A 25,310-nucleotide genomic window follows, 5' to 3' on the forward strand; every position below is an offset into this window, starting at 1 on the left:
CCAGGGCCCGGGCGCGCAGGGGTCGCCCCGGGGCGCCGAGCGGGTCCGGGCGTGCCGCTGTGGCCGGCCGGACCGACGCGTGACGCACACACCCCACCGGCGCCGACATCATCCGCACTCCGGCCAACCGACGCGCCACGCACACACCCCGCCGACGCGGTCATCCGCGCTCTGGCGAACCGACGCGGCACGCACACACCCCGCCCACGCCGACCCCGTGTCGTGGGCGGTCGGGCGGATCAGGGCACGTCCGGGCGAGCCGGGCACGGGGCAGCGCGAAGATCACGGAGCCCCTGCACGTCGATCGGATCTCCCGATGGAGTGCAGCGACTCCTTGATCTTGCCCGCTCGGTGCGCGCACCGACCGCGGCAGGCGCCCCGAGTGCGTCGGGCGCAGGTCCCTCCGCAGCCCTGCCCCTCGCGCCGAGTGTGTGCGCCACGCGCAGGTCCGTGCCGGACCGTCGACCCGTCCGGCTCGCTGTGTGCGCCACGCGCCGGTCCCTGCCGAACCGTCATTGCCGAGCCTTCGGCGCCCTGCGTCCTGTTCGTGTGCGCCACGCGCAGGTCGGTGCCGGACCGTCGACCCGTCCGGCCCCGTGTGTGCGCCACGCGCAGGTCCGTGCGGAACCGTCGGCGCCTCGCCCGCGAGTGTGTGCGCCCCGCGCAGGTCGGTGCCGAACCCGTCACCCCGTCCGGCCCTGTGTGTGCACCGCGCGCAGGTCCCCGGAACCGTCACCGCGTCCCGGCCGTCCGTGTGCGCCACGCGTCGACCTCACGGACACGCGTGGGAACCTTCGCCGCGTGCGGGCGAGGGCGGTGCTGCTGGCGGTGCTCCTCGTCGCGGCGCTGGGGTCCTGCTCCTGGGAGCCGCTGCCGGCGGCCCCGGTCGGCGCGCTCGCCGACCCCCCGCCCGGCGTCGCACGGCTGCACGTCCAGGTGCTCGGCACCGTCCCCCACGACCCGGCCGCGTTCACCGAGGGCCTGGAGCTCGACGGCCGCACGCTCTGGGAGGGCACCGGTCTCACCGGCGCCTCGCAGCTGCGGGCGACCGACCCGGCCACCGGCGCCGTCGAGCGGGCGGTGGACCTGCCGTCGTCGCAGTTCGGCGAGGGGGTGACCGTCCTGCCCGACCGGATCTGGCAGCTGACCTGGAAGGACGGCGTGGTCTACGAGCGCGACCCCGCGACGCTGGCGGTCCGGCGCACCCTGCCCTACGACCGCGAGGGCTGGGGCATGTGCCACACCGCGACCGACGTGGTCACCAGCGACGGCGGCCCCGACCTCGTGCTGCGCGACCCGACGACGTTCGCCGCCCGCCGCACCGTCCCCGTGACCCTCGGCGGGACGCCGCTCGACCAGCTCAACGAGCTCGACTGCGGCGACGGCCGCACGGTCTGGGCCAACGTGTGGAAGACCGACGACCTCGTCGGGATCGACCTCGCGAGCGGCCGGGTCACCGCGGTGGTCGACGCCGCCGCGCTGCGCCCGCCGTCGACGACGGCCGACCCCGACGCGGTGCTCAACGGCGTCACCGCGATCCCGGGTGCCCCCGACGAGTTCCTGCTCACCGGCAAGCGCTGGCCGACGACGTTCCGCGTCCGGTTCGTGGCCGGCTGAGACCCGCGAGGGGACGATCCGGCCGCTCTATCCGGACGAGGGTTCCCCTCGCGCCGGGACCGCGTGCTCGGCCAGCAGTTCGAGCACGTGCCGGTAGGTCTGCCCCGTCGCGCGGCTCATCCCCATCTCGCAGGTCCGGTTGCAGCTCGCGTACTCCTCGGTGGGGTGCGCCGCGACGTCGGCGGCCTCCTCGCGGGTGGCCGAGTCGGTCAGCTCGGGGTGCAGCATCCCCCGGTCGCCGGCGTAGCCGCAGCAGCCCCAGCCGGTCGGCACCACCACCTCGTCGGCCACCGCCTCGGCCACCGTGCGCAGGTCCTCGTCGAGACCCAGGTGGGTGGTCGAGCAGGTCGGGTGCAGCGTCAGCGACGCCGCCTTCGTCGGCACCGCCAGCGACGGCAGGATCTCCCGCACGGTGAACGCGACCGCGTCCGAGATCCGCAGCCGGGCGATGCGCTCGTCGTCGGGCAGCAGGTGGGCGAGGCCCTCCAGACCGTGGGTGCACGACGACGCGTCGACGACGACGGGCAGCGCCCCCTGCTGGGTCGAGGCCCACAGCGCGTCGACCACCCGCGCGGCCATCGCCGCGCCGCCCGCGGTGAACCCCTTGGACTCCCAGGGCGTGCCGCAGCAGAGCCCCTCGATGCCCTCGGGCACCGCGACCGCGATGTCGGCGGCCGCACAGAGCCGCAGGAACGCGTGCGCGGAGCCGGCACCGGACTCGGGCGCGAACACCTGGTGCAGGCACGTCGGGAAGAAGACCACCCGCGGGTCCGGCGGGTAGACCGCCGCGGGCCGGGTGTCCCCACCGGAGGGCACGTCGCGCGACCAGAGCGGCACCAGGTCCTCGGGCAGCACCCGCCGGGCGGCCGCCGACGCCGCCGCGGCCAGCCCGGGCACCGTCGCTGCCGCCCGCAGCGCCACGCGTGCCGTCCCCGACACCCCGCCCCAGTGCTCGGCGACCGCCTTCCCCGCCGCCTGCGCCCGCGGGCCGTGGCGCTCGGCGCGCAGCCGCTTCATGAGGTCGCCGGTGTTGATCCGCACCGGGCAGGCGGTGGCGCACATGCCGTCGGCGGCGCAGGTGTCGACGGCGTCGTAGGGGTAGTCGGCGGCGATCGCCGCGGCGACCGCCGGGTCCTTCGCGGCGGCGCGGCGCAGCACGATGCGCTGCCGCGGCGTCGTCGTGACGTGCCGCGAGGGGCACACCGGCTCGCAGTAGCCGCACTCCACGCAGGAGTCGACCTCCGGATCCACCGTGGGCACCGTCTTGAGGTCGCGCAGGTGGGCGTCGGGCCGGTCGGACAGGATGATCCCCGGGTTGAGCAGGCCCGTCGGGTCGGCGAGCGACTTCAGCTCGCGCATCACGTCGTAGAGCTCGTCGCCGTACTGCCGGCGCACGAACGGCGTCATGATCCGTCCGGTGCCGTGCTCGGCCTTGAGCGTCCCGTCCTGGCCGAGGACGAGGTCGACCATGTCGTCGGTGAAGCGGCGGTAGCGCTCGAGCGAGGCCTCGTCGTCGAAGCGCTCGTTGACCAGGAAGTGGACGTTGCCGTCCTTCGCGTGCCCGAAGATCACCGAGCCCTCGTAGCCGTGCCGGTCGAAGAGGTCGGTGAGCCCGTCGCAGGTCGAGGGCAGCGTGCGCACCGGCACGGACACGTCCTCGAGCAGCGCGGTCGTGCCGGAGGGCCGGGCGGCGGCGACGGCGGTGTAGAGCCCCTTGCGCAGCGCCCACAGCGACGCCCGGGCCGCCGGCTCGCGGGTCAGCCCGGCGTCGCGGGTCAGCGGGAGCCCGGCGAGGACCGGCTCGGCCGCGGCCTGCACCTCGTCGAGCTCGGCCGCGGTCGCGGTCTGGAACTCCACGAGGAGCCCGGCGTGCCCGTCGACGTGCAGCGAGCGCACCGAGTCCGGGGCCCGCGGGTCGGACTGCGCGACGACGAGGGCCCGCGCGTCGAGCAGCTCCAGGGTCTTCGCGCCCGCCTCGAGCAGCGGCGGCAGCGCGTCGGTGGCGTCGGCGGTGTCCGCGAAGACCAGCATCGCCGTGGCGGCCTGCGGCAGGACCGGCAGCGTCGCGAACACGGCCTCGGCGACGAACCCCAGCGTCCCCTCCGAGCCCACCAGCAGGTGGGTGAGCAGGTCGATCGGGCGGGTGTGGTCGAGGAAGGAGTTGAGCCCGTAGCCCATGGTGTTCTTCATCGAGAACAGGTGGCGCAGCCGCTCGACCGACGCCGGGTTCCCCCGCACCCGCTCGCGCAGCCGGTCCAGACCCTCGTGGAGGGCCGGCTCGCGGTGGCGCAGCTCGTCGTCGGCGTCGGGCCGGGCGGAGTCGATGACGGTGCCCGAGGGAAGCACGAACGTCATCGACCGGAGCGTCGCGTAGGTGTTGAACTCGGTCCCGCACGCCATGCCCGACGAGTTGTTCGCGACGACGCCGCCGATGGTGCACGCCGCCGAGCTCGCGGGGTCGGGTCCGATCTTGCGGCCGTACGGGGCGAGGCGGGCGTTGACCTGCGACACGGCCAGGCCGGGCTGGACCCGCACCGCGGCGCCGTCGTCGAGCACCTCGATCCCGCGGAAGTGCTCGCGGGTGTCGACGAGCACGCCGTCGGTCACGCCCTGCCCGGACAGCGACGTGCCCCCGGAGCGGAACGTGAGCGCGAGCCGGTCGCGGGTCGCCAGGCGCAGCAGGTTCGCGACCTCCCGCGCGTCGGCGGGCAGCACCACGGCCTTCGGGTGGAGCAGGTAGTGCGACGCGTCGTTGGCGTGCGCGGCCAGGTCGATCGGGCGGTGCCGGACACGTCCCGGGTCGGCGACCGCCCCACGGAGCGCCTCGACGAGCCGCGGGTCGGCGGCGACACGCCCGCTGCTCGGGGAGGGCTCGGCGGTGTGGGGGCGGGGCGTGGTGGCCGTCACCCTGCCAGCCTGACACCTCGGGCGGCCGGCCGACGAGCGTCCGCCCGGTCGGACGGGCCGCTCACACCCGCCGTGAGACGCTGGGGCCATGCGGCCCCGCACCGGTCCCGACGACCGGCGCTGGTGGGAGGACGGCCCCGACGGCGGGCACGGCCGCCGGGCCGGCCCGCCCGGGCCGCCCGGCCCGCCGCCCCGATATCCGGCGCGGCCCCTGCAGCCACCGCCGACCCGTGTCGAGCGCGCCGGGCCGCCCGGGTGGCACGTCCCGCCGCAGGGCCCGCCCGGACGCTCCCCCGGTGCCCCTCCCGGTACGGGGCGCCGCCGCCCGCCGCGTCGCCTGCGCCTGCCGGGCACCGGAGGCGTCATCGGGGCGCTGGTCGTGGCGGGGATCGCGATCGTCGTGCTCTACCCCGAGGTGCTCGGGCTCGACGACCACGCCCCGTTCGCGCAGGTCGTGGCGGTGCGCCCGCAGCTGGCCGTCCTCGCCGTCGCCGTCGCCGCGCTCGGCGCCCTCGGGGCGTGGACCCGCCGGTCGGGGCCGGACGCGCTCCTCGTCGCCCTCGCGCTGGGACTGGTGGGGGTCGTCGCGCTGGTCGACGTCGGGGCGCGGGCGACGGGCTCGGCCCCGGCGGTCGGCTCCGGCACCTCGGATTCCGCCGACGGGGGCAGCCTCGTCGTCCTGTCGCTGAACACCTACAAGGGCCAGGCCGACCCCGACGCGCTGGCCGACCTCGTGCGGAGCCGCTCGCCCGACCTCGTCGCCCTGCCCGAGGCGCGCGGCGACCTGCGCCGCCGGCTCGCGTCCCGTCTCGACGACGACCAGGGCGGGTCGGGCTACCGCTCGTACTCCGCCGACGACGTCGACGACGCCAGCGGCATGACGGTGTTCGTCCGCTCCTCGCTCGGCCGCCCGACGGTCACCCAGGACCGGTCGGGGACCTACCCCTCGATCGTCGTGGACCTGCCGCGGTCCGCCCCGGGCGTGGCCTCCGGCCTGCGGTTCGTCGCCGTCCACCCCCGCTCGCCCCGGCCGGGCGGCACCGGGAGCTGGGCCCGGGACGTGTCCGGGCTGTCCCGCTGGTGCGCGGCCGGGCGCCCGACGGTCGTGGCCGGGGACATGAACTCCACCGAGGACCACCGCGTGTTCGCCGAGGCGACCGCGCGCTGCACGGACGCGGGGTCGGCCACCGGCGACGGCGTGACCGGGACCTGGCCGTCCTGGCTCCCGGGCATCCTCGGGGCGCAGATCGACCACGTGCTCACCGCCGGCGGCCCGCGCCCCACCGCGTTCGAGGTCGTGCCGGCGGCCGGGACCGACCACCGCGCGATCCTCGCCCGGATCGGCGAGGGCTGAGGTCGGGGTCAGCGCACCGTGCGCGGCGCCGGCGTGGCCGGCACCCCGTACGGGCGCGCGGCCGGCGTGACCGACCGGCCCGGGGACGGGTCGGCGACCCGCCCGTTCCGGCCGACGGTCCGCTGCGCGGGCACCGGACTGTTCGCCGGACGCCGGGCGACCCGCGGCAGGCGGGGCTCGACCTCGGGCTCACGCACCCGCCGCGCGCTCTCCTCGACCGCGTCCCGCGCCCCGGCACGCACCTGACCGAGGAGGTCGTGCATCGCCAGGGACATCGACCGCGGCAGCAACGGTGACCCGGCCACCCGCGCCAGCGGTTCGAGACCCGACGCGGCCTCCCGCAGGAGCGCGCTCACGGCGGCGTCGTCGGTCGGTGGGGCGGCGACGATCTGCGCCCCCAGCACGGTCTGCCACTGGCGGACCCGCTCGCTGAACGCCCCGGACAGCCGTTCCAGGAGCCGCGCCTCGACGTAGGACCCCATGCCCCCGTCGATGGGCGGCAGCCCGGCGGTGTCCCGGTTCTCCCCGCGGCGGAACGCCTCGATCCAGGCGACCCACATCGCGTACCCGCCGCGGCTCCCCGCATCGGGCTCCCTGCGTCCGGCGACACCCCTCGCGTCGGTCCGTTCGCTCTGCACGACCCCACCTCCTGCCACCGGCCCGTCGCCGGCGTCGACACGACGGCTGGGCCACGGCGCCCCGTTCGCTGCCGTGGTCGTCGCTCGGTCGTCGGTCGTTGTTTCCCTACGGTCGAGTAGGGAGCCCGCCGTACCCCCATCGGACGAGCGTCTCCCCCTTCGGCCCCGGCCCGGTCGGGTGAACGGGCGGGGCGAGCGCGGGCGACGGAGTGGCCACGCCGCCCGCGCGCCCTCGTCAGGCGCGGACGACGAGGGTGTGTGCCGCCATGTCCCCGAGGCGCTGCCTCTTCTCGGACGTGACCATGATGATGAGCCCGACGAGCCCGGCGGCGATGCCGTCGACGATGAACAGCAGCCAGCGGATCACGTTCTGGCCGAGCGTCGGCTCGCCGCCGTCCTCCTCGCGGATGATCCGCAGCCCGAGGAACTTCATCCCCGGCGTCTGGCCGCCGTGCGTGGTGGGCCACCACGCGTAGACGACGAACCCGGCGCCGAGCGCGACGACCCAGGCGAAGAACCACAGGATCGCGCCGACCACCGCGAGCACGCCCGTGTAGTCCACCGCGGTGAGCACCATGGCCAGGACCATGAGGACGATCAGCGGAACCACGGTGAGGAGCGCGTCGATGATGTACTGCCCCACCCGCGGGCCGACGACGTCGACCGAGCCCGGCTGGTCGGACGCGAGCCGGGGGGCGGGTGCCGGGGCGTACCCCGGGGCGCCGCCGGGGGGCGGGCCGTACGCGTACGCGCCGCCCGGGGGCGGCGCATACCCCGGCGGCGGCCCGTAGCCGCCGTGACCCGGCACCGGGCCGGCGCCGAGCGGCGGAGCCGCGTAACCGCCCGTGGCGGCGGCGGGCGCTCCGGCCACCGGACCGGCGGCCGCTGCTGGCTGCGAGGAGTAGTCGTGCGGCCCCCTGAAGGGTGCCGCTCCCCCCTGTCCGTCCGCCGGCCCGGGGCCGTACGGAGCGTTCTGTCCACTCATGGGCGGAAGCATGCCAGCAGAGAGTGACACGAGGGAGGTCTCTTTCGAGAACAGCGCCTCCGTGTCACCCGATCGGCTCTACGACGTGAGCGGACGGCGATGACGTGGCAACGTCCACCCTGTTGCCACGTCCGGCTCCCCCGGCCGGAGCATGACACCACGCGCTCCCGAACGTTTGAGTGGTCGATGGATGCGCAGCAGGCGAGCCGGCTCGGGGGTGGAGGCCGGCACGGAGGCGGGTGGGTGACGCCTCAGCCGGAGGGAGGGACGCCCGTGCACCGCACTCCGCACTCGGGCGAGCCCGCCTCGCTGCCCCTGCCCGCCCCCCGGCCGTCCACCGACGGTGCCGCGGGGTCGGGGTGCATCGGCCCGGCGTGGATCGTGCGCGAGGTGACCCACGTGCCCGGCGTCCTGCGGCTCGCGGCGGGGCGGCTCTGCTTCACCTCCAGCCGCGGCCCGGTCTTCGACCTCGACCTGGGCGCGCTGCGCGACACCTCGGGCGCCGACCTCGCGGTCGACCGCCGCCGCGGCTTCCGGGTCACGGTCGGCGGCGAGCGGCTCCACGTGCACGTCGTGCGCCCGCTCGGGGCGGTCGACCCCGGCGCCGCGTTCGTCGACGCGGTGGCCCGCGCCGCGGACCTCCCCGCCACCCGCGGTGACGCCGCGGCCGCCGACACCTGGCGCACGGCGCTGCTCAGCGGGACGGACGACCCCCCGCGTCGGCCGGGGGGACGCTTCGCAGGCCGAGCTCGGCGAGGATCCGCAGGATCAGCGCCACGCACATGACGACGTCGGCGGTCTCGGCCGCCGGCTCCTGACCGGCGGCACCCGCCGCGCAGGCGACCCGCCGGGCCGCCTCGCCCAGCCCGGCCACCAGGTCCGCCGCCGCCCGCAGGACCGTGGCCGCGTCCTCCGCGGGCGCGGGACCCGGCCGGTCCAGCGCCTCGGCCAGGGCGGTCACGCCCGCGGCGAGCCGTCCGACGGCCTCGGCCGTCGGCGGCTCGGTCGACCGGCCGGCGCGGCCCCGGGCGCTGCAGGCGAGGGCGAGGACCTCGAGGGCACGACCGGGGAGTGCCTCCCAGGCGCTCCCGTCGACCCCGACCGGTCCGTCGTCCACGGGCTCCTCCGCTCGTCGGCGCGGCGGGCCGCCGCGCACGGTCCCCTCATCGCCCGGGACGGCGCGGATGTTGCACGGCGCCGCGGCCGCGGGCGGTGACGTGGACGACCTGGACCACCCCGGCGACACGGCGCTCAGCTGCCGGAGCCTCCGGGGGCGGACGCCAGGTCGTCGTCGCGCGACGCCCCGGAGCCGGCGGGAGGGGCACCGCCCGCGGGGTCGTTCTCGGCGCGGGGCGCCGGCGGGCCGCCGGGACCGGTGAACCCCGGACCGGGTGGGCGCGGGGTGCCGACCGGGGGTGAGGGCGGGCCGGGGGCCGGGCGGGGCCGGGCGGCAGCGGGCCGTCCGGGGCCGGGAGGCGGGAAGGGCGGCCGCACCGGCGGTGGGACGAGCAGGTCGAGGAAGGTGCGGACGCACTCGTCGATCACCCGCGCCGTCTCCGCGTGCGCCTCCGGACCGCCGGAGACCGGGTCGGGGACCGCGTCCTCCTCGACCGACACCGCCGGCACCGTGCCGCGGGTGGCCCGGGCGAGCGCCACGAGGGCCCGCGCCCGCTCCACGGGGGGCCGGGGCAGCGTCATGAGCTGCTCGGGGTCGGCCGAGCGCAGGAGCCGCGCGAACTCGCGCAGGGTGAACGTGGTCGGCAGCGCCCGGGGGACGTCGCCGAGCACCGTCGACCGGTGCTCCCGCGTCATCGTGAGGACGAGGTCGGCGAGGAGGACGTCGCGGTCGGGCAGCTGGCGAGCCGCGAACGCGGCGACGTCGGGGTGGTCGCGGCGGGTGCGCAGCTGCGCGCGCGAGTCCTCGTGCATGCCGTGGCCGCGGACGGCCGAGACCCCGGCGCTGTGCACGGCGAAGGCGTGGGCCCACGGCCCGAGGCGGGCCCCGAGCAGGAACCGCGTGTGGAACTGCGCGAACGGCGAGCGGCAGATGTTCCCGGTGCACACGTAGAGCAGCCGGAACACCTCCGGCGACCCTCCCGTGCCCACGCTCATACCCCGATCGTCCCAGCTCCGTGCACCGGATGCGAGTCCGAGCGCCGGAGGTGTGCGCCGCGGGCCGCCGGTCAGTCCGTCCGGCCCTCCTGGCGGGCCCGCTCCATGACCTCGAGGTCGGCGACGACCCCGACCACCCGCAGCGTCGTGGCGACCGAGTCCACCGCCGCCGCGGGACCGTGGCGCTCCTCGGAGTCGAGGCGCTCGAGCAGCGCCGCGGCGCGCTCCTGCAGCCCCTTCGCGGCCTCGGACGTGGCCTGCAGGACCTCGACGTCGAGGCCCTCGTCCGCCGACCACCCGGCCTCCGGCACGCCGTCGGTGGCCCAGGCCGCGATGCGGCACAGCACCTGGTGGGCGTCGTCCTCGCGGTCGCCCTCCACCGTGTCGAGCTCCTCGGCGAGCGCGTCGACCGCGGCGACGAGGTCCTTCGCCGGGGCGTCGGGGTCGGCGTGCAGCGCGGGAGGGGGCACGACGCCCTCGGCGCTGCGCGGCGCGGGCACCGACACCGACGGGGGATCGAGACGAGCCCGGGCCTCCCGCACCCGCTCCGCCAGCGCGGCGTGCGGGGCCACGGTGTCGCCCTCGGGCGCCACGGTGTCGCCCTCGGGCTCGCGGGTGGCCACGTTGCCGGTCACGGACTCTCCTCGTCGACGCGGACGGTGCACGCCGCGCGCGGCGCGGCGACCGGTGCTCCCCGATCGCGGACGCGCGCACGACGACTGGGCCTCCGCCCCGTCGGACGCCCGTCACCCGAGAGGGTAATGGGCACCACGGACCTCAGCTGTCGCAACACGGACCAACGCGCTGGTCCGAGTGCAGCACTACTCAGGGGTTCAGCGCCGAATCGCCGGGCGCAGCGGCACACCGGCGGGCGGCGAGGCCGGCGCCCGGCCCGGGCCGGGCGGGTGCGGGGCGTTCCGGGCGTCCTCCGCGCCGCGGGGAGCCGGCGGACCCAGGGGCGGCCGACCGGCCGGCGCGAGGGCCTCCCGGGGGAGGGGTCCGCTCTGCGCCGGCACCGCACCCTCCGGGGGCGTACGCGGGACCCGGGCGCGGGGGCCGCCCGCCCCGGGTCCCGGCGGCACCGGTGCCGGCTCCGCATCCGGCGTGGCGGTCCGGCTGCGCTCGCGCTCCCGACGCTCCCGACGCGACTCCGAGACGGTGCCCGCGCCGGTCCGCGTGATGAGGGCGCGGCGGGTCTGGGCGGTCGTCGGGCCGCGGAGCCGGCTGGCGATCATCGCGATGGCGAAGGCGACGCCGTTGAGCGTCCCGAGGCCGAGCATCCCGACCTCGAGGACCTCCTCGCTGGTGACCCGGTTGCTCGGGTCGACCTGCTCGAGCGCGCCGCCGTAGGGCCGGGGTCCGGGGTCGCCGCCGGTCTGGGCCGAGGCCGTCCCGCCGAGCAGCGCGACGAGCAGCGCCGTCGCGATCGCGAGCACCGCCGCCACCCCGAGCCCGGCGACGACGCGGCCGCCGACCCGCGGACGGCGCACCCCTCCCGCGCCGGTCCCCGCCATCGCGTCGTGACCGACCATGTCCCCCGCCTCCCGGTTGCCCGATCCCTGCCGGGGGATCGCGCGGGCGCGACACCGTCGTTACCTCGTGGCCATCCGCGACACGACATCGTGACCTCATCGTGACCTGGAGCACGGCGGCAGGGCGACGGCGCACCCGGGGTGTCGCATCGGCTGCTCCGGTCGGGGTCTGGCACAGTTCGGGCGCGAGTGAGGTCGACGTCGAACAGAAGGACGGTGGACGTCGTGGGCGACTACAGGACCGTGACCGTCGGGACCGACGGTTCGTCGTCGGCCCGGAAGGCCGTCGTGCGGGCCGCCGAGGTCGCCGCCGACTCCGGCGCCCGCCTGATGATCATCTGTGCGTACGAGACCCGCGACGCCACCTCGGACCGCAACCAGGCCGAGGCGGAACGGGCCCTCGGCGACGAGGCGTACAAGATCATCGGCGCGAGCCCGGCCGAGGAGACGCTCCGCGCCGCCCGCGACGAGGCGATGCGCACCGGCGTCACGCAGGTCGACACGGTCGCCGTCCAGGGCGACCCGACCGACGCGATCCTCGAGAAGTCCCAGCTCTACAAGTCCGACCTGGTCGTCGTCGGGAACAAGGGCCTCGCGAGCTTCGCCGGACGCCTGCTGGGGTCCGTGCCGCAGGGGGTCTCGCGCCGGTCGAAGTCGGACGTCCTCATCGTCCACACGGTGTAGCCGCCCCCGCGTACCCCCGGCCACCGCCGGGAGCGGGTCAGCGCGGGGGGACGTCGCAGGCCGGGGCGTCGGGGTGCCGGGACACGAGGTCCTCGAGGCGCACCGAGGTGAGCTCGACGGCGATCGCGTGCTCGAGGCAGCGCCGCACCGCGCGGTCGCGCGGCCGGGCCCGCGCCTCGGCGAGCCGGCGGGCGAGGCGTTCCGACCCGGTCAGCAGCGGGGTGATCGTCAGGCGCGCCCGCCCGAGGTCGACGCGGCAGCGCCCCGCGACCGAGTCCCCCTCGCCGACGACGCGGACGTCGCAGTCGAGGTCGCCCACCCCCGGCCCCGGCTCCTCCCGGCAGACCGCGGCGCGGAACACCGCGTTCGTCACGCGGTCGCCCGGGGCCGCGACGAGCTGGTCGAGGACGGCGCGCCCGCCGCGGTCGGCGAGCACCGCGTCGAGCGCGCGCACGTCGAACACCAGCCGGCGCACCCGGAAGTCGCCGGGCCGGGCCACCGTCAGGAGCTCGTCCACGGTGTTCGCGCACGGTCCACCGGGCCGTGCGGCGAGGTGCACCGACGCCACGGCCGGCCCGCGGTCGTTGCGGGGGTCGATCCCCCGCACCGAGACCTCCGGCGCCTGGGCCTCCCCCTCGCCCGCGCAGCCGTGCTCGAGGAACTCCACGGCCGGGAGGGTGTCCGGCGCGGGGACCCGCCGAGGCGCGGGCACCCGGTCGGCGGTCGGCACGGAGCCGAACCGGCGGGGTGCGAGGACGGCGAGCGGATTGCGCATGGATCACCGGACCTTGGACGTGAGCGGGGTCACGTCAGTCTGCCAGAGTGAGCCTCGTCATGTGGATCGTTCCGGTGACGGATGATCTGCGGGCGGTCACCCGGTGGCCGGCGTGACGACCACGCCGCCCAGCAGCCCGCTCCCGGCGCCCACCCCGAGGTAGGCGTCGACGACGCTCGGCGCCGCCCCGGGCGAGGGGTTGCGGTCCCGGCCGGTGTGGGCGTCGACCACGACGGGCCCGTTGACGGTCGTGCCGTAGACCGCGCCGTGCCAGGCGGTCGTCACCTGCGGCGCGACCCGTCCGGCGGCCGGCAGCGACCAGAGGGGCGTGGCCGAGTCGGCGTCCAGGGCGACGGTGCGGTTGGCGCCCGAGCAGACGGTCACGTCGGCCTCGTCCCACACGCACCGGGGGGCGGTGGAGGCGGTGCCCAGGTCGACGTCCCCGCGCGGGGTCCCGTCCGCCGCGAGCACCGTCAGGAAGGCCTGCGCGTTCCCGGCCCGCCGGCCCCCGACGGTGACCGCCGAGGGCCCCGCCCGCGTCACGGTGAGCGCGGTGGCACCGTCGTCGGCGACGAAGCGGCGGGCGCCGGTGAGGACGTCCAGGCCGACCACCGAGGACGGGCTGTAGCCCGAGCCGCCGCCCGCCGGGACCGCGGCGCCGACCACCGTCGCGCCCTGCGACCCGGGCGGCACGACGGCGCCGGGCAGCGGCTCCCCGTCCGGCGCCCGGCCGTCGAGCACCGCCCCGGCCGCGACGCCGTCGGCCACCCAGAGGACGCGCCGGGTGTCCAGGTCGACGGCCAGCGAGGCGCGGTGGGTGCTCGTGGTGGCGCTGAGCACGGCGACGCGGTGCCCGTCGCCCGCCGCCGCGACCCCGACGACGGCGGTCTTCACCGACCGCTGGCCCTCCACCCACGGCAACGGCGCGGCGGCGGTCCAGGCGACCGTGGGGTCCTCGGTCGCGGTGCGGGTGACGGCCAGGAGCTCGAGGGCCAGCCCGGGCGGGGTGGTGCCCGAGCCGGGCACGGTGGTCGCGGAGGCGGCGAGCACGAGCCCCGCGCCGGGCACGGGTGCGGGCGCGCCGGAGACCCATCGGCCCCGGGGCAACGGGATCGCGGTGGTCGAGGCCGACGAGTCGGCCCGCTGCACGCCCCCGGAGTCGGCGAGCCAGACGGTGGTGCCGTCCAGCGCGACGGGGAGCTGGGGCACGGCCCCGTAGACGCCGGTCAGGGTGCTCGACGAGCCGCGCAGCAACGTGCCCGACGGCGGGCCGAACGCCGTCGGGGGGTCGTGGGCCGGCGGTGGCGCGGGTGCGGCGTCACCGCCGGAGCAGCCGGCGAGCAGCGCGGCGACCACGACGAGGAGGCCGACCACGCGGAACGGGCTCGCCACCGGGGCAGCGTCGCACCCCGCGGTGCGCTCCGGCCGGGTGACCCCGACTCAGCGCTCGGTGATCGTGGACCGCTGCGCGGGCGCCGGGTCGGCGAGCGCGTCGGGCGCGGTGCGGGGGTCGATGACCGGCAGCGGGCCGGTGGCCTGGGCGAGCCGGCGCTGCGCACGCTGGATGCGGGCGGCGAGCTCGGCGTCCTCCTGCGCGCGCCGACGGAGCTGCTTGCGCTCCGTACGGCTCAACCGGGGCATCGCGTCCTCGCGTCTGCCACGTCCCCACAGCGCCACGGCGCCCTCGCTCTCGCCCGTGTTCCGGGATCCGTCCCGGACCCCGGGGCCGCACCCCCTGATCACGGCCCGTCGCGATTCTGGGCCCGGCGCGCCGAGACCGTGCTGTGATCCACCCCATCGTGTCGCAACCGTGACCTGACCAGGACGAACCGGACTCCGGCGTCACGCCCGCAGCAGATCGGCCGCCCGCTCGCCGAGCATGAGGGCGGTCGCGGCGGGCCCGCGCCGGGGCACCGTCGGGATCACCGAGGTGTCGACGACGCGCAGCCCCTGGACCCCGTGCACCCGCAGCTGCGGGTCCACCACGGCCGCGGGATCCGTGGCCGGCCCGATCGCCGCGCTGCCGCAGAGGTGCGAGGAGGTCGAGAGCGCGGCGGCGATCCAGGCGTCGAGCTCGGCGTCGGGGGCGCGCGCCGCCGTGGGGATCGCGATGCCGCTCGAGCCGAGCAGGTCGCCGGCGAACCGGACCACCGCCCGCATCCGGGCACGGTCCGTGGCGCCCGCGAGGTAGTGATGGCGCAGGCGGGGGGCCTCGCGGGGATCGGCGCTGCGCAGCACGGCGTCGCCGCGGCTGTCGGGCCGCTGCACCGCGCACATCAGGTGGCGGGCGCCGCCGGGGGCGAAGGGGCGGGCGAAGAGCAGGACCTCGAGGTCGCCGGCCGGGTCGGCGGGCAGGTCCGGGTCGAGGGTCGCCGCGTCGAGGTGGATCGCGGCCTGCGCCGAGACCGCCTCGGGGTGCAGCGGCTCGTCGTAGGCGAAGCCGAGGAAGACCGAAGGGTGGTCGCTCCACCCGTGCCCGACCCCGGGCCGGTCGAGCCGCACCGGGACGCCGACCTCCCGCAGCTCGTCGGCCGGGCCGATCCCGGACAGCGCCAGCAGGTGCGGGCTCGCGATCGCCCCGGCGGCGAGCACGACCTCGCCGGCCTCGATCCGCTCGCCCGCGAGGGTCTCGACGCCGCACGCGCGCCCGCCGTCGAACAGGATCCGCGCGACGGGCGAGTCCCCGCGGACGCCGAGGTTGCGCCGGTCGCGGTGGGGCAGCACGTACGCCATCGCGGCGTTGACCCGCACCCCGCGCGAGACGTTGGCGGGCACCAGGCCGACGCCGGGCGGGGCGTCGCCGTTCTTGTCCGGCTCGGCGGGCACCCCGAGCGCGGCGGCGGCCCGTACCACCCGGGTCGTCAGGCCGGCCAGGAGCTCACCGGCGGGCCGCTCCACCGGGACCGGGCCCTCGTGCCCGTGCCCGGGGCCCGGGACGTCGTGGTCGTCCTCGCCGCGTACGTAGGCGGCGAGGACGTCGTCCCAGCACCAGCCGTGCCAGGCCTCGACGTCGGCCCGGGTGGCCCGGAGGTGGTTGGCCCCGTTGATGGCGCTGGAACCGCCCAGCACGCGGCCGCGGGCGGTCCGCGCGCGGCGGGGGGCGTCGGTCAGCTGCGTGGCGAACGACCAGTTGTAGGGGTGGCCGTCGTCGGCAGCGGCCAGCGAGGAGACGTCGCGCAGCTCGTCGGGGTAGTCGGCGGGCCGACTCGGCGCCGGGCCGGCCTCGAGGACGAGGACCCGGCGTCCGGGGTCCTCGGAGAGCCGCCCCGCCAGCGCGCAGCCGGCGGAGCCACCTCCGACGACCACGACGTCGTGCTCCACCTCCGCAGTGTGGGCCGCCGACCCGTCCCCGCGCTCAGCGCGGGGTGTCGGAGAGCCGGGAGTTCGGCCGGGCGTCCGCCCACTGCGCGACCTTGTCGGTGTTCACCGCGAACCACAGGTCCTGGCCGGCCTGCCGGTCGAGGTACACCACCGACTGGGAGCCCTCCGTCCCCGTCCCGGTGGTCGGCACCGTCAGGTAGGCGATGTTCTGCCCGCGCAGGTCGCGCAGGCCGTAGACCAGCTCGGCGAGGCCGGTGTTGGTCAGCGAGTCGTCGACCCCGACGTGCTGGGTCACCGTGTTGACCAGGTCGTAGGCCCGGGTGGGGCTGGACAGCGTCCCGGACGAGAGCGCCCGGCTGACCAGGGCGCGCAGCGCGTTCTGCTCGCGCCGCACCCGGTCGAAGTCGCCGCCGGGCAGGCTCTTGCGCTCGCGGACGTAGACCAGGGCCTGGGCCCCGTTCAGGTGCTGCGGTCCGGCGGGGACGACGACGCCGTCGCGCTCGGTCGCGGTGCCGACGTTGACGTCGATCCCGCCCGCCGCGTCGGTCATCTGCTGGAAGCCCGCGAAGTCGATCACCGCGAAGTGGTCGATGCGCACCTTGGTGAGCTGCTCGACCGTCTGGATCGCCAGCGACGGCCCGCCGAAGGAGAACGCGGCGTTGATCTTGTTCATGCCGTGCCCGGGGATGTCGACCCAGGAGTCGCGCGGGATGGAGACGACGCTCGCGCTCTTCCCGTCGTCGGCGATCGTCACGACCATCATCACGTCGCTGCGCTGGGCCCCGAACACGAAGTCCGGCGCGGACGCGTCGCTGCCGGTGGTCGGCGCGGTCGAGCGGGAGTCGGTCCCGACGAGCAGGAAGGTCTGCCCGGCCTTGCCCGCGGGGCGGGTCGACTGGTCGATCCCCGCGAAGACCGAGGGGTAGCGCCCGACCTGGTCACCGAGGTGGTTGGTCACCAGGACGATGCCCGCCGCGGCGAGCAGCACGAGGATCACGACCGCGACGAGCACGTAGAGCAGGGCGCGCAGCCCCCGACGGCGGCGCGCGGAGGGCGGCTCGGGCGGCTGGTCGTCGGTGTGCAGCAGGTGGTCGACGCTCATCTCGTGGTTCCCCGCCCGTCCATCTCCCCCGGCTCCCCGGCGAGTGCCGGGTTCGTGACCGCGTGTCGTGCTCGGCGCGGCCGTCGTTACCACACATGACCCGTCCGGCCCACGCTGATCGGGCCAGAGCATGCCGCCGACCGCCGCGCGTGACCAGGCCGTTGCTCCGCGTCGCCCGGACCGCGACCCCGCTGACCAGGCGGTTCACCCTGCTCCTACCCTCGACCGGGTGACGACACCCCGGCACGCCGACGAGGCCTCCCCCGCGGAGATCGGCGTCCCGGAGGCCCTCGGCGTGGTCATCCCGGTCCCGGCCGCACCGGACCGCGAGATGCTCGGCCGCGTCCTCGACGGACTCCGGGAGCTCCCCGAACGACCCACCGCCCGCCCGCCCGCGGCGCCCGCCCCGGACCCGACGGCCGCCGTGCCGCTGCCGCGGCGGAGCCGGACCGAGCGAAGGGCACCGTCGCTCGAGTAGACCGGCCGTGGGCGCCCACCGTCGGAATCCGCCGTGGCCGCCGGCCGGTCGACGGCAGCTCGACAACGCGGCTTTCCTGCCACTGGGTGCAAGCAACGACGCTTCGCTGGCATCCCACCCTCGGCGCCGGTGGCACCCGACGGCCCGCGCGGGGACAGTGGGGCGCACCCGTCCGTGAGGAGGACGCCGTGACGATCCCGCCGTCCACGCCCGGCCGCCGACCCACCTCCGGCCTCGACCCGATGCCGCCCCGCCATCCGCTGCCGCCGCTGCCCGGCGACCCGCCGGACGACCGGCCCGCCCACGAGCTGCCCGACGACGTCCCGGACCCCACCGCGCCGGGCATGCCGTCGCGGCGGCCCGAGGTCCCGACGCCGGGCCGCACGACGCTCGTGGCCGCCGGCCGCGACGACCGGTACCGCCACGTCGTCGAGGTCGCCTGGGGCGACGCGGTCGACCCGCAGGGCCTGCGCGCCTGGTGCGGTGCCGCCGTCGAGGCGGTCGTCCCCGGCCTGGGGGCGGACCAGGCGGACTGCCCCGACTGCCGCGGCCGGCTGGTCACGGCTGCGCGGCCGTGATCCGTCAGCCGGGGGACGGGCTGCCGACCCGCTTGACGAACAGCAGCCGGTCCCCGCGCTCGAGGGCGTCCACGGCCGGCGCGTCGATCTGGTGCACCTGACCGGCCCGGACGACGGCGAGCACGATGTCGCGCAGGTGCCGCGGCGAGCCCCCGATCTCGGACTCGGTGACCTCGCGCTCGGAGAGGCTCATGCCCGCGTCGGGGGTGAGCAGGTCCTCGACGACGGCGACGACGTTGGGGGTGGTCGTCGCGACCCCCAGCAGCCGGCCGGCGGTCTCGGCGGACACGACGACGGAGTCGGCGCCGGACTGGCGCAGCAGGTGCACGTTCTCGGTCTCGCGCACCGCGGCGGTGATCGTGATGCGGGGGGCGAGCTCGCGCGCGGTCAGGGTGACCAGCACCGCGGTGTCGTCCCGGTTCACCGCGACCACCAGCGAGGAGGCGTGGACCAGGCCGGCGGTGCGCAGGACGGAGGACTGGGTCGCGTCCCCGCGGACGGTCACCAGACCCATCGCCGACGCGGCGTCGAGCCGGCCGCGGTCGGTGTCGACCACGACGATGCGCTCCGGGACGGCAGCGAAGTCCGAGTCCCCGAGGAGGGTGTCGACCGCGGCCTTGCCCTTCGTGCCGAAGCCGACCACCACGACGTGGTCTCGCACGCGGGACCTCCAACTCCGGACGCGGAACGCCTGGCGGGAGCGTTCGGTGAGCAGCTCGACCGTGGTACCGACCAGGACGATGAGGAAGAGCACGCGCAGCGGGGTGATCACGAGGATCGTCCACAGCCGCGCGGACTCGGTGACCGGGACGATGTCCCCGTACCCGGTGGTGGAGAGGGACACCGTCGCGTAGTACAGCGCGTCGACGAAGCCGAGCGGCGTGCCGTTGGAGTCACGGTAGGCGTCGCGCTGGACGTAGACGAGCAGCCCGGCCGCGACGAGCGCGCCGAGGGCGACCATCGCCCGGCGGACCAGGGCGACGAGCGGGCCGATGCGCCGGTCGGGCATCACGACGATCGCCCCGGCGCCGTCGGACGGATCGCGCCCCGCGTCGGGTCCTCGGGGCCCGGGGCCCCTGGTCCGCTCCACGGGCGGCAGCGTATCGGCGGTGGGCCGCCCCACCCCGGACCCCGGGGCGTCCCGCATTCGAGTGAACTTTCAACGGTCCATGTCAGGAGTCCTGGGTATCCCTCTCACAGCAGGTGACGGACGTGGGCGACGCCCCCCTTCTGGGCACGGAGGGTCAGGCCGCCGGTCACGGAGAGCAGTACGAGAGGAGCGTGGACCGTCATGGGTGATCGGTTCGCCTGCCACACCGTGGCCGGGTCGGGGATCGAGGGCTGCTCGGTGCGGCCCGAGCCGGGTTCTCCCGACGACGGGGCGGGGCACGACTGGGTCGACACGGTCGCCGCGCTGGACGACTGCGACGGCTACGTCGTGCTCATGGTCGACCCGCAGACCGCCGAGGTCGACGCGCACGGCCCCTTCGGCGGGCCCGACGCCGCGGTGGCCGCCGAGGGCCTGCGCGCCTCGCTCGACGCCGAGGGCCTCGACGACGTCGCGGTTCGCATCGTCCGCCTGCACCTGCCGACCGATCGGCCGACGGGCCCCGCTGTCGCCTGAGCCGGGACCACGGGCCCCTCCGGACCAACGCCGACCACCGGTCGGGCGTAGCCGGTGCGGCGGTGGAAACGTTCCGGGCGCGCCGGACGACGAGCCGGGCATGGGTGACCACGAGCGACACCACCTGCCCCTGCAGGTCGACCGGGACCTCGCCGGCGAGCAGCGGCTCGAGGCGGCCGCCCGGGTGCGCCACCTCGTGGCGGCCCTCGTCCCGGTCCAGCGGTGCGCGCCGACCGACCTGCCCCGTCCCCGCTGAGACCGGGACCTCCCGACACAAGCCGCCGTGACCCGGCCCACCCCTCGGTGTCGACCGGACGAGCGGGATCCGGCCCCGTGAGTGCCGTCGTCCTTCCCCACCGCCCGCCGCCCGGGTAGAACGGCTGATCGTCGGATCCCGGTCCGACGACGGCGGAGCAGGGTGGAGGAACCGCGGATGACCGCGACGGGGCGCTGGCGCGCCCATCTCGACGGTGCCCGGCGTGCGCGCGGGGCACGAGGGACGGACCACGCGCTCGACGCGGCGGAGCCGCCCCGCCTGAGCGAGGTCGACCTCGCCGGCCTGGGGGTCCACCCGCCCCTCCCCGCGCCCGCCTTCGAGCGCGACGCCGACCACCGCGTCGAGGCCGCCGTCGGCGGCGACGACCCCGTGGTGATCGTCGCGGGCCCGCGGCTCGGCGGCGCCACCCACGCGCTCGCGCGGGCCGCCCGCCTCCTGCTCGGCGACCACCGCGTCGTCCGCCCCGACCCGGCCGCGCTCGGCGGGGCCGACCCGCTGGGCTCCCCCGCCGACCCCGCCCTCGTCGCCGCCCTCTCCGGCACCGGCGCCGGCCCGGAGCCCGGCGTGGTCGTCTGGCTGGACGCGGTCGGTCCCGGTCTGCTGGCGGCGCTGCGCCGGGCCCGGCCGCCCGCCGGGGTCCGGGTCCTCGCGACCGTCGACGCGGCCCTGCTGCACCCCGACGTGACCCCGGGCGAGGTGGACCGGGACGTCACGGTCGTGCGCCTGCCCGACGTGCTCTCCGCCGACGAGGCGGCCCGGGCGACCGCGACCGGCCTGTCCGTCGCGGCCGGGGCGCGGCTCGGCGACGTGCTCGTCGACCTCGACCCCCACCGCGCGCTCCTCCTCCCCGGGAGCACCCGGCGGCGGAGCTGGCGGGGCGAGGACCACACCGCCGCGACGGCACGCGCGGCCGTGCTGCGCGCCGCGGTCGACTGGGACCGCCTCGGCGTGCCGCACGCCCTGCCCACGCCGCTGCTCGCCCGGCTCGCCCTCGCCTACGCCCGCGACCTCGCCCGGGACGACGATCCGGACTCCGTCCCCGGGGTGGACGACCTCGGCCGGGCGGTGGAGGCCCTCGTCGCCGAGCGACCCCGCCGGGGAGGGACGCCGGCCCTGCGCCGGCTGCGCCTCGCCGAGGGTGTGCACCACGCACCGGCCCGCCTGCTCACGGCGGTGGCGGACGCCCTCGGCGCCGACGGCTGGGTCCCGCCCGGGCGCCTCGGCGAGGTCGTCGGCGACCTGCTCGACGGCCCGGGTGTGCGGGCCCGGCGCCGCGCGGTCGGCGTCCTGGCCCTGCACCGGCGGTTCGACGACCTCGCCGCGGTGCTCCTGCGCCCGCCCCCGGACCGGGCCGCGCCCGCGTCGACGACCCCCGGCGAGCACTACCGGCTCGGCGTCGCCGCGCTGCAGGCGGGCCGGGCGGCCGACGCCCGCCGGTGGTTCGGGGCCGTCCTCGACGGCACCCCCGACGACGGCACCGAGCGCGCGCTGCGGGCCCGCACGGCGTTCTGGCTGGGCATCGACCGCGACGCCGAGCCGGCCGCGCGCCGCCGCCACCTCGAGCTCGTGGTGCGCGACGGGCCGCCGCGCGACGCCTCCGACGCGGGGCTGCTCCTCGCGGGCCTGGAGCGCGACGCCGGACGCTTCGACGCCCAGCGGGGCTGCCTGCGCGCGGCGGTCGCCGCCGCGCGCGGGGCGGGCGACACGGGCCGCGAGGCCGAGGCCACCCTCGACCTCGCCCACCTCGACCGGCACAGCGGACGGACCGCCGAGGCCCGCTCCGGGTACGACCGGGTCCGTGGGCTCGTCGGCGACGAGACCCCGAACGGCACCGTGGCGGTCCGGGCGCTGGCCGAGCTCGACGCGGCCGAGCAGGCGCCGGCCGACGGGCCGGAGCCCGGGGGTGGCGCCACCCTCGTCCCGGACCCGGTGCCCGAGCAGCGCCAGGGCGAGCCGGCGTCCGACGGACGCCCCGTGGGGCGGTAGGGCTGCGGTAGGGGCTCAGGCCCCGACGCGGCGCGCGTCGTCGGCCGCCGCGCGCGGGGCGGGGACCCCGGCGGCGACGGTCGCGGGCAGCGGCGTGAAGACCGACCCGCCGAGCAGACCGCGCCCGGTACCGGCCGAGGCGAGGAGCGCGTCCTGGGCCCGCCGCGGGAGCGCGGTGACGTCGAGGGCACCGAGGGCGGCGAGCTCGTCGAGGACGCGCTGCGGCCACGACCGCGAGGAACCCCCGGACACCGGGACCCCGCCCCGCGCCGGCGCGCACCGCGCCCCGAGGGCGGCCAGCGCGTCGGCCGGGACCACGCCGCGGGCGGCGTCGAGGAAGACGGTGCCGAGGTGGTCGTGGAGGATCGCGACGTTGTGGGCGGTGGCCGGGAAGCCGGCCCGGGCGAGCAGCGTCGGCGCGTAGCCCGGCGAGAGGCGCGGGGCCGCGGACGTCATCGCCGGGCCGCTGCGCAGGACGAGCACCAGGACCACGGCCGCGAGTCCGGCCAGCACGACGGTGGTGACGACGATCCCCATGACGGCCCCCTCAGCCCGCAGCAGCCGCCCTGGCCACTGCCTGTGACCTGACTCTCGAACGCCGAGACCCCATCGTTACGAGGCCGTAGCCGATACACCCGACCGGGCGAACCGATCCGGCCCGTGGTGACCCGCACCGACACGATGCGTGCCGTGACCGCATCGTGATGTCACTCGTCGCAACCTCCCCGGACATCACCCGATCGGTGCACGGCGCGATGCGGTTCCTCCCCTATGTTGAGTCGCACCGCGACGGCGGGGGCAGGACTCCCCCGGACGCGGGCGCCGGTCGCTCGTGCGATCGGCCGGGGGATCGACGCTCGGTGGGGGAACGCATGCGCGCACCGCTCCGGGATCGCCGCGCCCCCACCACCTCCCGCGGGCGACGTCGTCCGCCGGGTCGGCTGGCCCATCGCCGAAGTCCTACTGCGCCCCGAGGAGTCGTCATGTCGTTCGCCGGGAACGTCGCCCTCGCCGCCGGCTCGTCCGCGGCCGCCTGGCTCGCCGCCCCGCTGGTGAGCGCCGCGGTGCACGGCACCACCGACCAGCGCACGCTCGCGGCCTGGAAGGACGAGACGGGCCCGATCCCGCTGCCGCGGCTCGACGGCCGGGAGTCCGACGGGCACGAGGCCCCCGCGCGACACGCCTGAGGAGAACGTCCCCGATCGGCGGAACCAGCTCGGCCGCCCGGCGGGCGATGGAGAGGGAGAGCTCGCCCGCCCACTTCCGGTCCGCACAGTCCAGGGACGTGATCTGCCGTGTTCCGCAGCACCGCGCGTCGCGCGACCCCGCAGCCCAGCCCGTCCGCCGACCGCGCCGCGCGCGGCCGGCACCACCGTGCGGTCCGCGACCGCGAGACCCGCGACCGGCAGGAGGCGCTGCGCCGGGCCCGGCGCCGGACCAGCCAGGTCGACGCCTACGAGGCGGTGTCCGGCCCGCTGCCGACCGCGACGGCCGCGCAGCGCAGCACCCCGACCCGGCCGGAGCCGCTCGGGCCGCCGCGCATCGACAACACGGTCGCCCGCCGCGACCCCCTCACCGCCCCGTTCCCCGCCGCTCCCCACCTGCCGGGGGCGCGCCGGGCGCCGGACGGCCCGCTGCGCGTGCCGGCCCGGGCCGTGTGACCCCGGCCGGACCGCACCGCGCCGGAGCGGACCCGGCCGGGCCCTACTTGTTCTCCCGCCAGGCGCGCTCGAAGGGGAGCCGCCAGGCGTTGGGCGCGATGAGCTGGTGGATCGCGTTCGGGCCCCAGGAGCCGACCGGGTAGGGCTTGACCGGCGGCGGGTCCGCGAGCAGCGGTTGCGACCGGTCCCAGAGCGACTCGATGCCCTCGGCGGTGGTGAACAGCGTGTGGTCGCCGCGCATGGCGTCGAGGATCAGCCGCTCGTAGGCCTCGAGGACGTCCGCGGCCTCGCCGATCTCCTGCGTGGAGAACTGCATCGAGAGCTTCTGCAGCCGCATCCCGGGTCCGGGCCGCTTCCCGTAGAAGGACAGCGAGACCCGGGAGGAGTCCGCGAGGTCGAAGGTCAGGTGGTCCGGGCCCTGGGCGCCGACGCCCGAGCCCTGCGGGAACATCGTCCGCGGCGCCTCCTTGAACGCGATCGAGATGATCCGCTGGCCCTCGGCGAGCTTCTTGCCGGTGCGCAGGTAGAACGGCACGCCCGCCCACCGCCAGTTGTCGAGGCCGGCGCGCAGCGCGATGAAGGTCTCGGTGTCCGAGTCCGACGCGACCCCGGGCTCCTCGCGGTAGCCGCCGTACTGGCCCCGCACCACGTCGGTCGGGTGGATCGGCAGCAGCGAGCGGAAGACCTTGTTCTTCTCCTCGCTGATCGCCCGGGGCTCCAGCGCCGTCGGCGGCTCCATCGCGACGAAGGCCATGACCTGCATCAGGTGCGTGACGACCATGTCCTTGTAGGCCCCGGTCGCCTCGTAGAAGCTGGCCCGCTGGTCCAGCCCCAGCGACTCGGGGATGTCGATCTGGATGTGGTCGATGAAATTGCGGTTCCAGATCGGCTCGAACAGGCCGTTGGCGAACCGGAACGCCAGGACGTTCTGCGCGGCCTCCTTGCCGAGGAAGTGGTCGATCCGGAAGACCTGCGACTCGTCGAACACCTGGTGCACGAAGTCGTTGAGGCGGACGGCGCTCTCCAGGTCGTACCCGAAGGGCTTCTCCATGATGATCCGCGCCCCGCGGACGAGGTCGGCATCGCGCAGCATCTCGAGCACGGCCTGCGCGGCCTTGGGCGGCACCGAGAGGTAGTGCAGCAACCGGACGCCGTCGGTGGCCCGGCCGGTGCGCTGCGCGGTGTCGCCCACGAGCTGGGACGCGGCCTCCTTGACCGCCGACGCCAGCGCCTCGGGGCCCTCGGTCTGGCCGACGTAGCTCAGCCGGGCGGCGAAGTCGTCCCAGTCGGACTCGGCGAGGCGGTGCATGCCGAAGTTCTGCACCGCGTCGTGCGCGAGGTCCCGGAACTGCTCGGTCGTCAGGTCCTCCATCGCGGTCCCGACGATGCGGATGTCCGGGGCCAGCTCGGACTCGGCGAGGTAGGCCAGGCCCGGGAGCAGCTTGCGCTTCGCGAGGTCCCCGGTGCAGCCGAAGAGCACGATGACGTGCGGCGCGATCGGGTCGAGGTCGCGGCGGAACGGCCGCGAGCCCGGCCCGGGATAGGCGATGTCGGATTTGTCGGGCCGGACCGGGTCGGACATCACGGGTCTCCTCGCACGCAGGCCTGAAGAGCTTCCGGTGACCGTAGCCCGGTCGTGTGGCGGGTGTGTGTCGGCGAACCGTCGAGCCGGTGTGGCC

26 protein-coding genes are annotated in these 25,310 nt (G+C 76.9%); 11 read left to right on the forward strand and 15 right to left on the reverse strand.

The annotated features are described in order from the left end of the window. Nucleotides 1–801 precede the first annotated feature (801 nt). Nucleotides 802–1,617, forward strand: a complete 816-nt coding sequence (locus tag HH311_RS22150; RefSeq protein WP_312030320.1) for a glutaminyl-peptide cyclotransferase — start codon at nucleotides 802–804, stop codon at nucleotides 1,615–1,617. Nucleotides 1,618–1,644: 27 nt separating this feature from the next. Here HH311_RS22150 and HH311_RS22155 read toward each other — a convergent pair whose 3' ends face one another. Continuing rightward, nucleotides 1,645–4,524: an FAD-binding and (Fe-S)-binding domain-containing protein gene (locus tag HH311_RS22155; RefSeq protein WP_312030321.1), complete on the reverse strand. Its 2,880-nt coding sequence runs from the start codon at nucleotides 4,522–4,524 to the stop codon at nucleotides 1,645–1,647. Nucleotides 4,525–4,612: 88 nt separating this feature from the next. Between HH311_RS22155 and HH311_RS32805 the strand changes: the two genes are divergently transcribed. Further along, the gene (locus tag HH311_RS32805; protein WP_169185869.1) at nucleotides 4,613–5,878 is read left to right on the forward strand and encodes an endonuclease/exonuclease/phosphatase family protein; all 1,266 of its coding nucleotides are present in this window, start codon (nucleotides 4,613–4,615) and stop codon (nucleotides 5,876–5,878) included. Nucleotides 5,879–5,886: 8 nt separating this feature from the next. On the opposite strand, the gene HH311_RS22165 is transcribed toward HH311_RS32805, so the two are convergent. Next, nucleotides 5,887–6,516, reverse strand: coding sequence for a hypothetical protein (locus HH311_RS22165; RefSeq protein ID WP_169185870.1), 630 nt, complete (start codon nucleotides 6,514–6,516; stop codon nucleotides 5,887–5,889). A 235-nt stretch (nucleotides 6,517–6,751) separates the two neighbouring features. Then, nucleotides 6,752–7,387 (reverse strand): RDD family protein, encoded by a 636-nt coding sequence (locus HH311_RS22170; protein WP_169185871.1) that lies wholly within the window; start codon nucleotides 7,385–7,387, stop codon nucleotides 6,752–6,754. Between the two features lie 387 nt (nucleotides 7,388–7,774). Here HH311_RS22170 and HH311_RS22175 point away from each other — a divergent pair, with 387 nt between their 5' ends. Then, nucleotides 7,775–8,287: a hypothetical protein gene (locus tag HH311_RS22175; RefSeq protein ID WP_169185872.1), complete on the forward strand. Its 513-nt coding sequence runs from the start codon at nucleotides 7,775–7,777 to the stop codon at nucleotides 8,285–8,287. Here the strand turns inward: HH311_RS22175 and HH311_RS22180 are convergent. The 4 genes from HH311_RS22180 to HH311_RS22195 form a co-directional block, all read right to left on the reverse strand. Continuing rightward, the gene (locus HH311_RS22180; protein ID WP_169185873.1) at nucleotides 8,196–8,618 is read right to left on the reverse strand and encodes a hypothetical protein; all 423 of its coding nucleotides are present in this window, start codon (nucleotides 8,616–8,618) and stop codon (nucleotides 8,196–8,198) included. The two genes, HH311_RS22175 and HH311_RS22180, sit on opposite strands and share 92 nt — an antisense overlap. A gap of 134 nt (nucleotides 8,619–8,752) precedes the next feature. Continuing rightward, on the reverse strand, nucleotides 8,753–9,613 hold the full coding sequence (locus HH311_RS22185; protein ID WP_169185874.1) for a hypothetical protein: 861 nt from the start codon (nucleotides 9,611–9,613) through the stop codon (nucleotides 8,753–8,755). Between the two features lie 71 nt (nucleotides 9,614–9,684). Next, on the reverse strand, nucleotides 9,685–10,248 hold the full coding sequence (locus tag HH311_RS22190) for a hypothetical protein (protein ID WP_169185875.1): 564 nt from the start codon (nucleotides 10,246–10,248) through the stop codon (nucleotides 9,685–9,687). A gap of 198 nt (nucleotides 10,249–10,446) precedes the next feature. Further along, nucleotides 10,447–11,145, reverse strand: a complete 699-nt coding sequence (locus HH311_RS22195) for a hypothetical protein (protein ID WP_169185876.1) — start codon at nucleotides 11,143–11,145, stop codon at nucleotides 10,447–10,449. A gap of 225 nt (nucleotides 11,146–11,370) precedes the next feature. Here HH311_RS22195 and HH311_RS22200 point away from each other — a divergent pair, with 225 nt between their 5' ends. Continuing rightward, nucleotides 11,371–11,829, forward strand: coding sequence for a universal stress protein (locus HH311_RS22200; RefSeq protein WP_169185877.1), 459 nt, complete (start codon nucleotides 11,371–11,373; stop codon nucleotides 11,827–11,829). Between the two features lie 37 nt (nucleotides 11,830–11,866). On the opposite strand, the gene HH311_RS22205 is transcribed toward HH311_RS22200, so the two are convergent. The 5 genes from HH311_RS22205 to HH311_RS22225 all read right to left on the reverse strand — a co-directional run bounded on the left by HH311_RS22205 (nucleotide 11,867) and on the right by HH311_RS22225 (nucleotide 17,027). After that, nucleotides 11,867–12,604: a hypothetical protein gene (locus HH311_RS22205; protein ID WP_169185878.1), complete on the reverse strand. Its 738-nt coding sequence runs from the start codon at nucleotides 12,602–12,604 to the stop codon at nucleotides 11,867–11,869. 96 nt (nucleotides 12,605–12,700) lie between these two features. Continuing rightward, nucleotides 12,701–13,996 carry a hypothetical protein gene (locus HH311_RS22210; protein ID WP_169185879.1) on the reverse strand — a complete coding sequence of 432 codons (1,296 nt, stop codon included), beginning with the start codon at nucleotides 13,994–13,996 and terminating at the stop codon, nucleotides 12,701–12,703. Between the two features lie 48 nt (nucleotides 13,997–14,044). Then, nucleotides 14,045–14,236, reverse strand: coding sequence for a hypothetical protein (locus HH311_RS22215; RefSeq protein WP_169185880.1), 192 nt, complete (start codon nucleotides 14,234–14,236; stop codon nucleotides 14,045–14,047). Between the two features lie 210 nt (nucleotides 14,237–14,446). Then, the gene (gene mftG / locus HH311_RS22220) at nucleotides 14,447–15,925 is read right to left on the reverse strand and encodes a mycofactocin system GMC family oxidoreductase MftG (protein ID WP_169185881.1); all 1,479 of its coding nucleotides are present in this window, start codon (nucleotides 15,923–15,925) and stop codon (nucleotides 14,447–14,449) included. 34 nt (nucleotides 15,926–15,959) lie between these two features. Next, nucleotides 15,960–17,027, reverse strand: coding sequence for an LCP family protein (locus HH311_RS22225; protein WP_169185882.1), 1,068 nt, complete (start codon nucleotides 17,025–17,027; stop codon nucleotides 15,960–15,962). Nucleotides 17,028–17,256: 229 nt separating this feature from the next. Between HH311_RS22225 and HH311_RS22230 the strand changes: the two genes are divergently transcribed. Then, the gene (locus tag HH311_RS22230) at nucleotides 17,257–17,505 is read left to right on the forward strand and encodes a hypothetical protein (RefSeq protein WP_169185883.1); all 249 of its coding nucleotides are present in this window, start codon (nucleotides 17,257–17,259) and stop codon (nucleotides 17,503–17,505) included. A 188-nt stretch (nucleotides 17,506–17,693) separates the two neighbouring features. Further along, nucleotides 17,694–18,083 (forward strand): hypothetical protein, encoded by a 390-nt coding sequence (locus HH311_RS22235; RefSeq protein ID WP_169185884.1) that lies wholly within the window; start codon nucleotides 17,694–17,696, stop codon nucleotides 18,081–18,083. Between the two features lie 4 nt (nucleotides 18,084–18,087). On the opposite strand, the gene HH311_RS22240 is transcribed toward HH311_RS22235, so the two are convergent. Further along, nucleotides 18,088–19,092, reverse strand: coding sequence for a TrkA family potassium uptake protein (locus HH311_RS22240; protein ID WP_248292931.1), 1,005 nt, complete (start codon nucleotides 19,090–19,092; stop codon nucleotides 18,088–18,090). Between the two features lie 282 nt (nucleotides 19,093–19,374). Here HH311_RS22240 and HH311_RS22245 point away from each other — a divergent pair, with 282 nt between their 5' ends. The 3 genes from HH311_RS22245 to HH311_RS22255 all read left to right on the forward strand — a co-directional run bounded on the left by HH311_RS22245 (nucleotide 19,375) and on the right by HH311_RS22255 (nucleotide 21,970). Beyond that, nucleotides 19,375–19,707, forward strand: a complete 333-nt coding sequence (locus tag HH311_RS22245; protein ID WP_169185886.1) for a hypothetical protein — start codon at nucleotides 19,375–19,377, stop codon at nucleotides 19,705–19,707. Nucleotides 19,708–19,807: 100 nt separating this feature from the next. Next, nucleotides 19,808–19,963 carry a hypothetical protein gene (locus HH311_RS22250; RefSeq protein ID WP_169185887.1) on the forward strand — a complete coding sequence of 52 codons (156 nt, stop codon included), beginning with the start codon at nucleotides 19,808–19,810 and terminating at the stop codon, nucleotides 19,961–19,963. 177 nt (nucleotides 19,964–20,140) lie between these two features. Next, on the forward strand, nucleotides 20,141–21,970 hold the full coding sequence (locus HH311_RS22255; RefSeq protein ID WP_169185888.1) for a hypothetical protein: 1,830 nt from the start codon (nucleotides 20,141–20,143) through the stop codon (nucleotides 21,968–21,970). Nucleotides 21,971–21,985: 15 nt separating this feature from the next. Here HH311_RS22255 and HH311_RS22260 read toward each other — a convergent pair whose 3' ends face one another. Continuing rightward, nucleotides 21,986–22,507 (reverse strand): hypothetical protein, encoded by a 522-nt coding sequence (locus HH311_RS22260; RefSeq protein WP_169185889.1) that lies wholly within the window; start codon nucleotides 22,505–22,507, stop codon nucleotides 21,986–21,988. A gap of 446 nt (nucleotides 22,508–22,953) precedes the next feature. On the opposite strand from HH311_RS22260, the gene HH311_RS22265 reads away from it, so the two are divergent. Together HH311_RS22265 and HH311_RS22270 are read left to right on the forward strand one after the other, a co-directional pair. Then, a complete protein-coding gene (locus tag HH311_RS22265) occupies nucleotides 22,954–23,157 on the forward strand; it encodes a hypothetical protein (protein WP_169185890.1) in 204 nt (67 codons plus the stop codon). A gap of 108 nt (nucleotides 23,158–23,265) precedes the next feature. After that, on the forward strand, nucleotides 23,266–23,631 hold the full coding sequence (locus tag HH311_RS22270) for a hypothetical protein (RefSeq protein ID WP_169185891.1): 366 nt from the start codon (nucleotides 23,266–23,268) through the stop codon (nucleotides 23,629–23,631). 43 nt (nucleotides 23,632–23,674) lie between these two features. Here HH311_RS22270 and zwf read toward each other — a convergent pair whose 3' ends face one another. Continuing rightward, nucleotides 23,675–25,213 carry a glucose-6-phosphate dehydrogenase gene (gene zwf / locus HH311_RS22275; protein ID WP_211190634.1) on the reverse strand — a complete coding sequence of 513 codons (1,539 nt, stop codon included), beginning with the start codon at nucleotides 25,211–25,213 and terminating at the stop codon, nucleotides 23,675–23,677. Between the last annotated feature and the right edge of the window lie 97 nt (nucleotides 25,214–25,310).

It is taken from the genome of Actinomycetospora sp. TBRC 11914 (assembly GCF_012933465.1).
Lineage (GTDB): Bacteria > Actinomycetota > Actinomycetes > Mycobacteriales > Pseudonocardiaceae > Actinomycetospora.

What these genes read in the sequence shown, in the direction of transcription:
- HH311_RS32805 (WP_169185869.1), top strand. Translation starts at nt 4,613, where the DNA reads ATGCGGCCCCGCACCGGTCCCGACGACCGGCGCTGGTGGGAGGACGGC.
- HH311_RS22185 (WP_169185874.1), bottom strand. Translation starts at nt 9,613, where the DNA reads ATGAGCGTGGGCACGGGAGGGTCGCCGGAGGTGTTCCGGCTGCTCTAC.
- HH311_RS22195 (WP_169185876.1), bottom strand. Translation starts at nt 11,145, where the DNA reads ATGGTCGGTCACGACGCGATGGCGGGGACCGGCGCGGGAGGGGTGCGC.
- HH311_RS22205 (WP_169185878.1), bottom strand. Translation starts at nt 12,604, where the DNA reads ATGCGCAATCCGCTCGCCGTCCTCGCACCCCGCCGGTTCGGCTCCGTG.
- HH311_RS22225 (WP_169185882.1), bottom strand. Translation starts at nt 17,027, where the DNA reads ATGAGCGTCGACCACCTGCTGCACACCGACGACCAGCCGCCCGAGCCG.
- HH311_RS22240 (WP_248292931.1), bottom strand. Translation starts at nt 19,092, where the DNA reads ATGCCCGACCGGCGCATCGGCCCGCTCGTCGCCCTGGTCCGCCGGGCG.
- HH311_RS22245 (WP_169185886.1), top strand. Translation starts at nt 19,375, where the DNA reads ATGGGTGATCGGTTCGCCTGCCACACCGTGGCCGGGTCGGGGATCGAG.
- HH311_RS22250 (WP_169185887.1), top strand. Translation starts at nt 19,808, where the DNA reads ATGGGTGACCACGAGCGACACCACCTGCCCCTGCAGGTCGACCGGGAC.
- HH311_RS22255 (WP_169185888.1), top strand. Translation starts at nt 20,141, where the DNA reads ATGACCGCGACGGGGCGCTGGCGCGCCCATCTCGACGGTGCCCGGCGT.
- HH311_RS22260 (WP_169185889.1), bottom strand. Translation starts at nt 22,507, where the DNA reads ATGGGGATCGTCGTCACCACCGTCGTGCTGGCCGGACTCGCGGCCGTG.
- HH311_RS22265 (WP_169185890.1), top strand. Translation starts at nt 22,954, where the DNA reads ATGTCGTTCGCCGGGAACGTCGCCCTCGCCGCCGGCTCGTCCGCGGCC.
- zwf (WP_211190634.1), bottom strand. Translation starts at nt 25,213, where the DNA reads ATGTCCGACCCGGTCCGGCCCGACAAATCCGACATCGCCTATCCCGGG.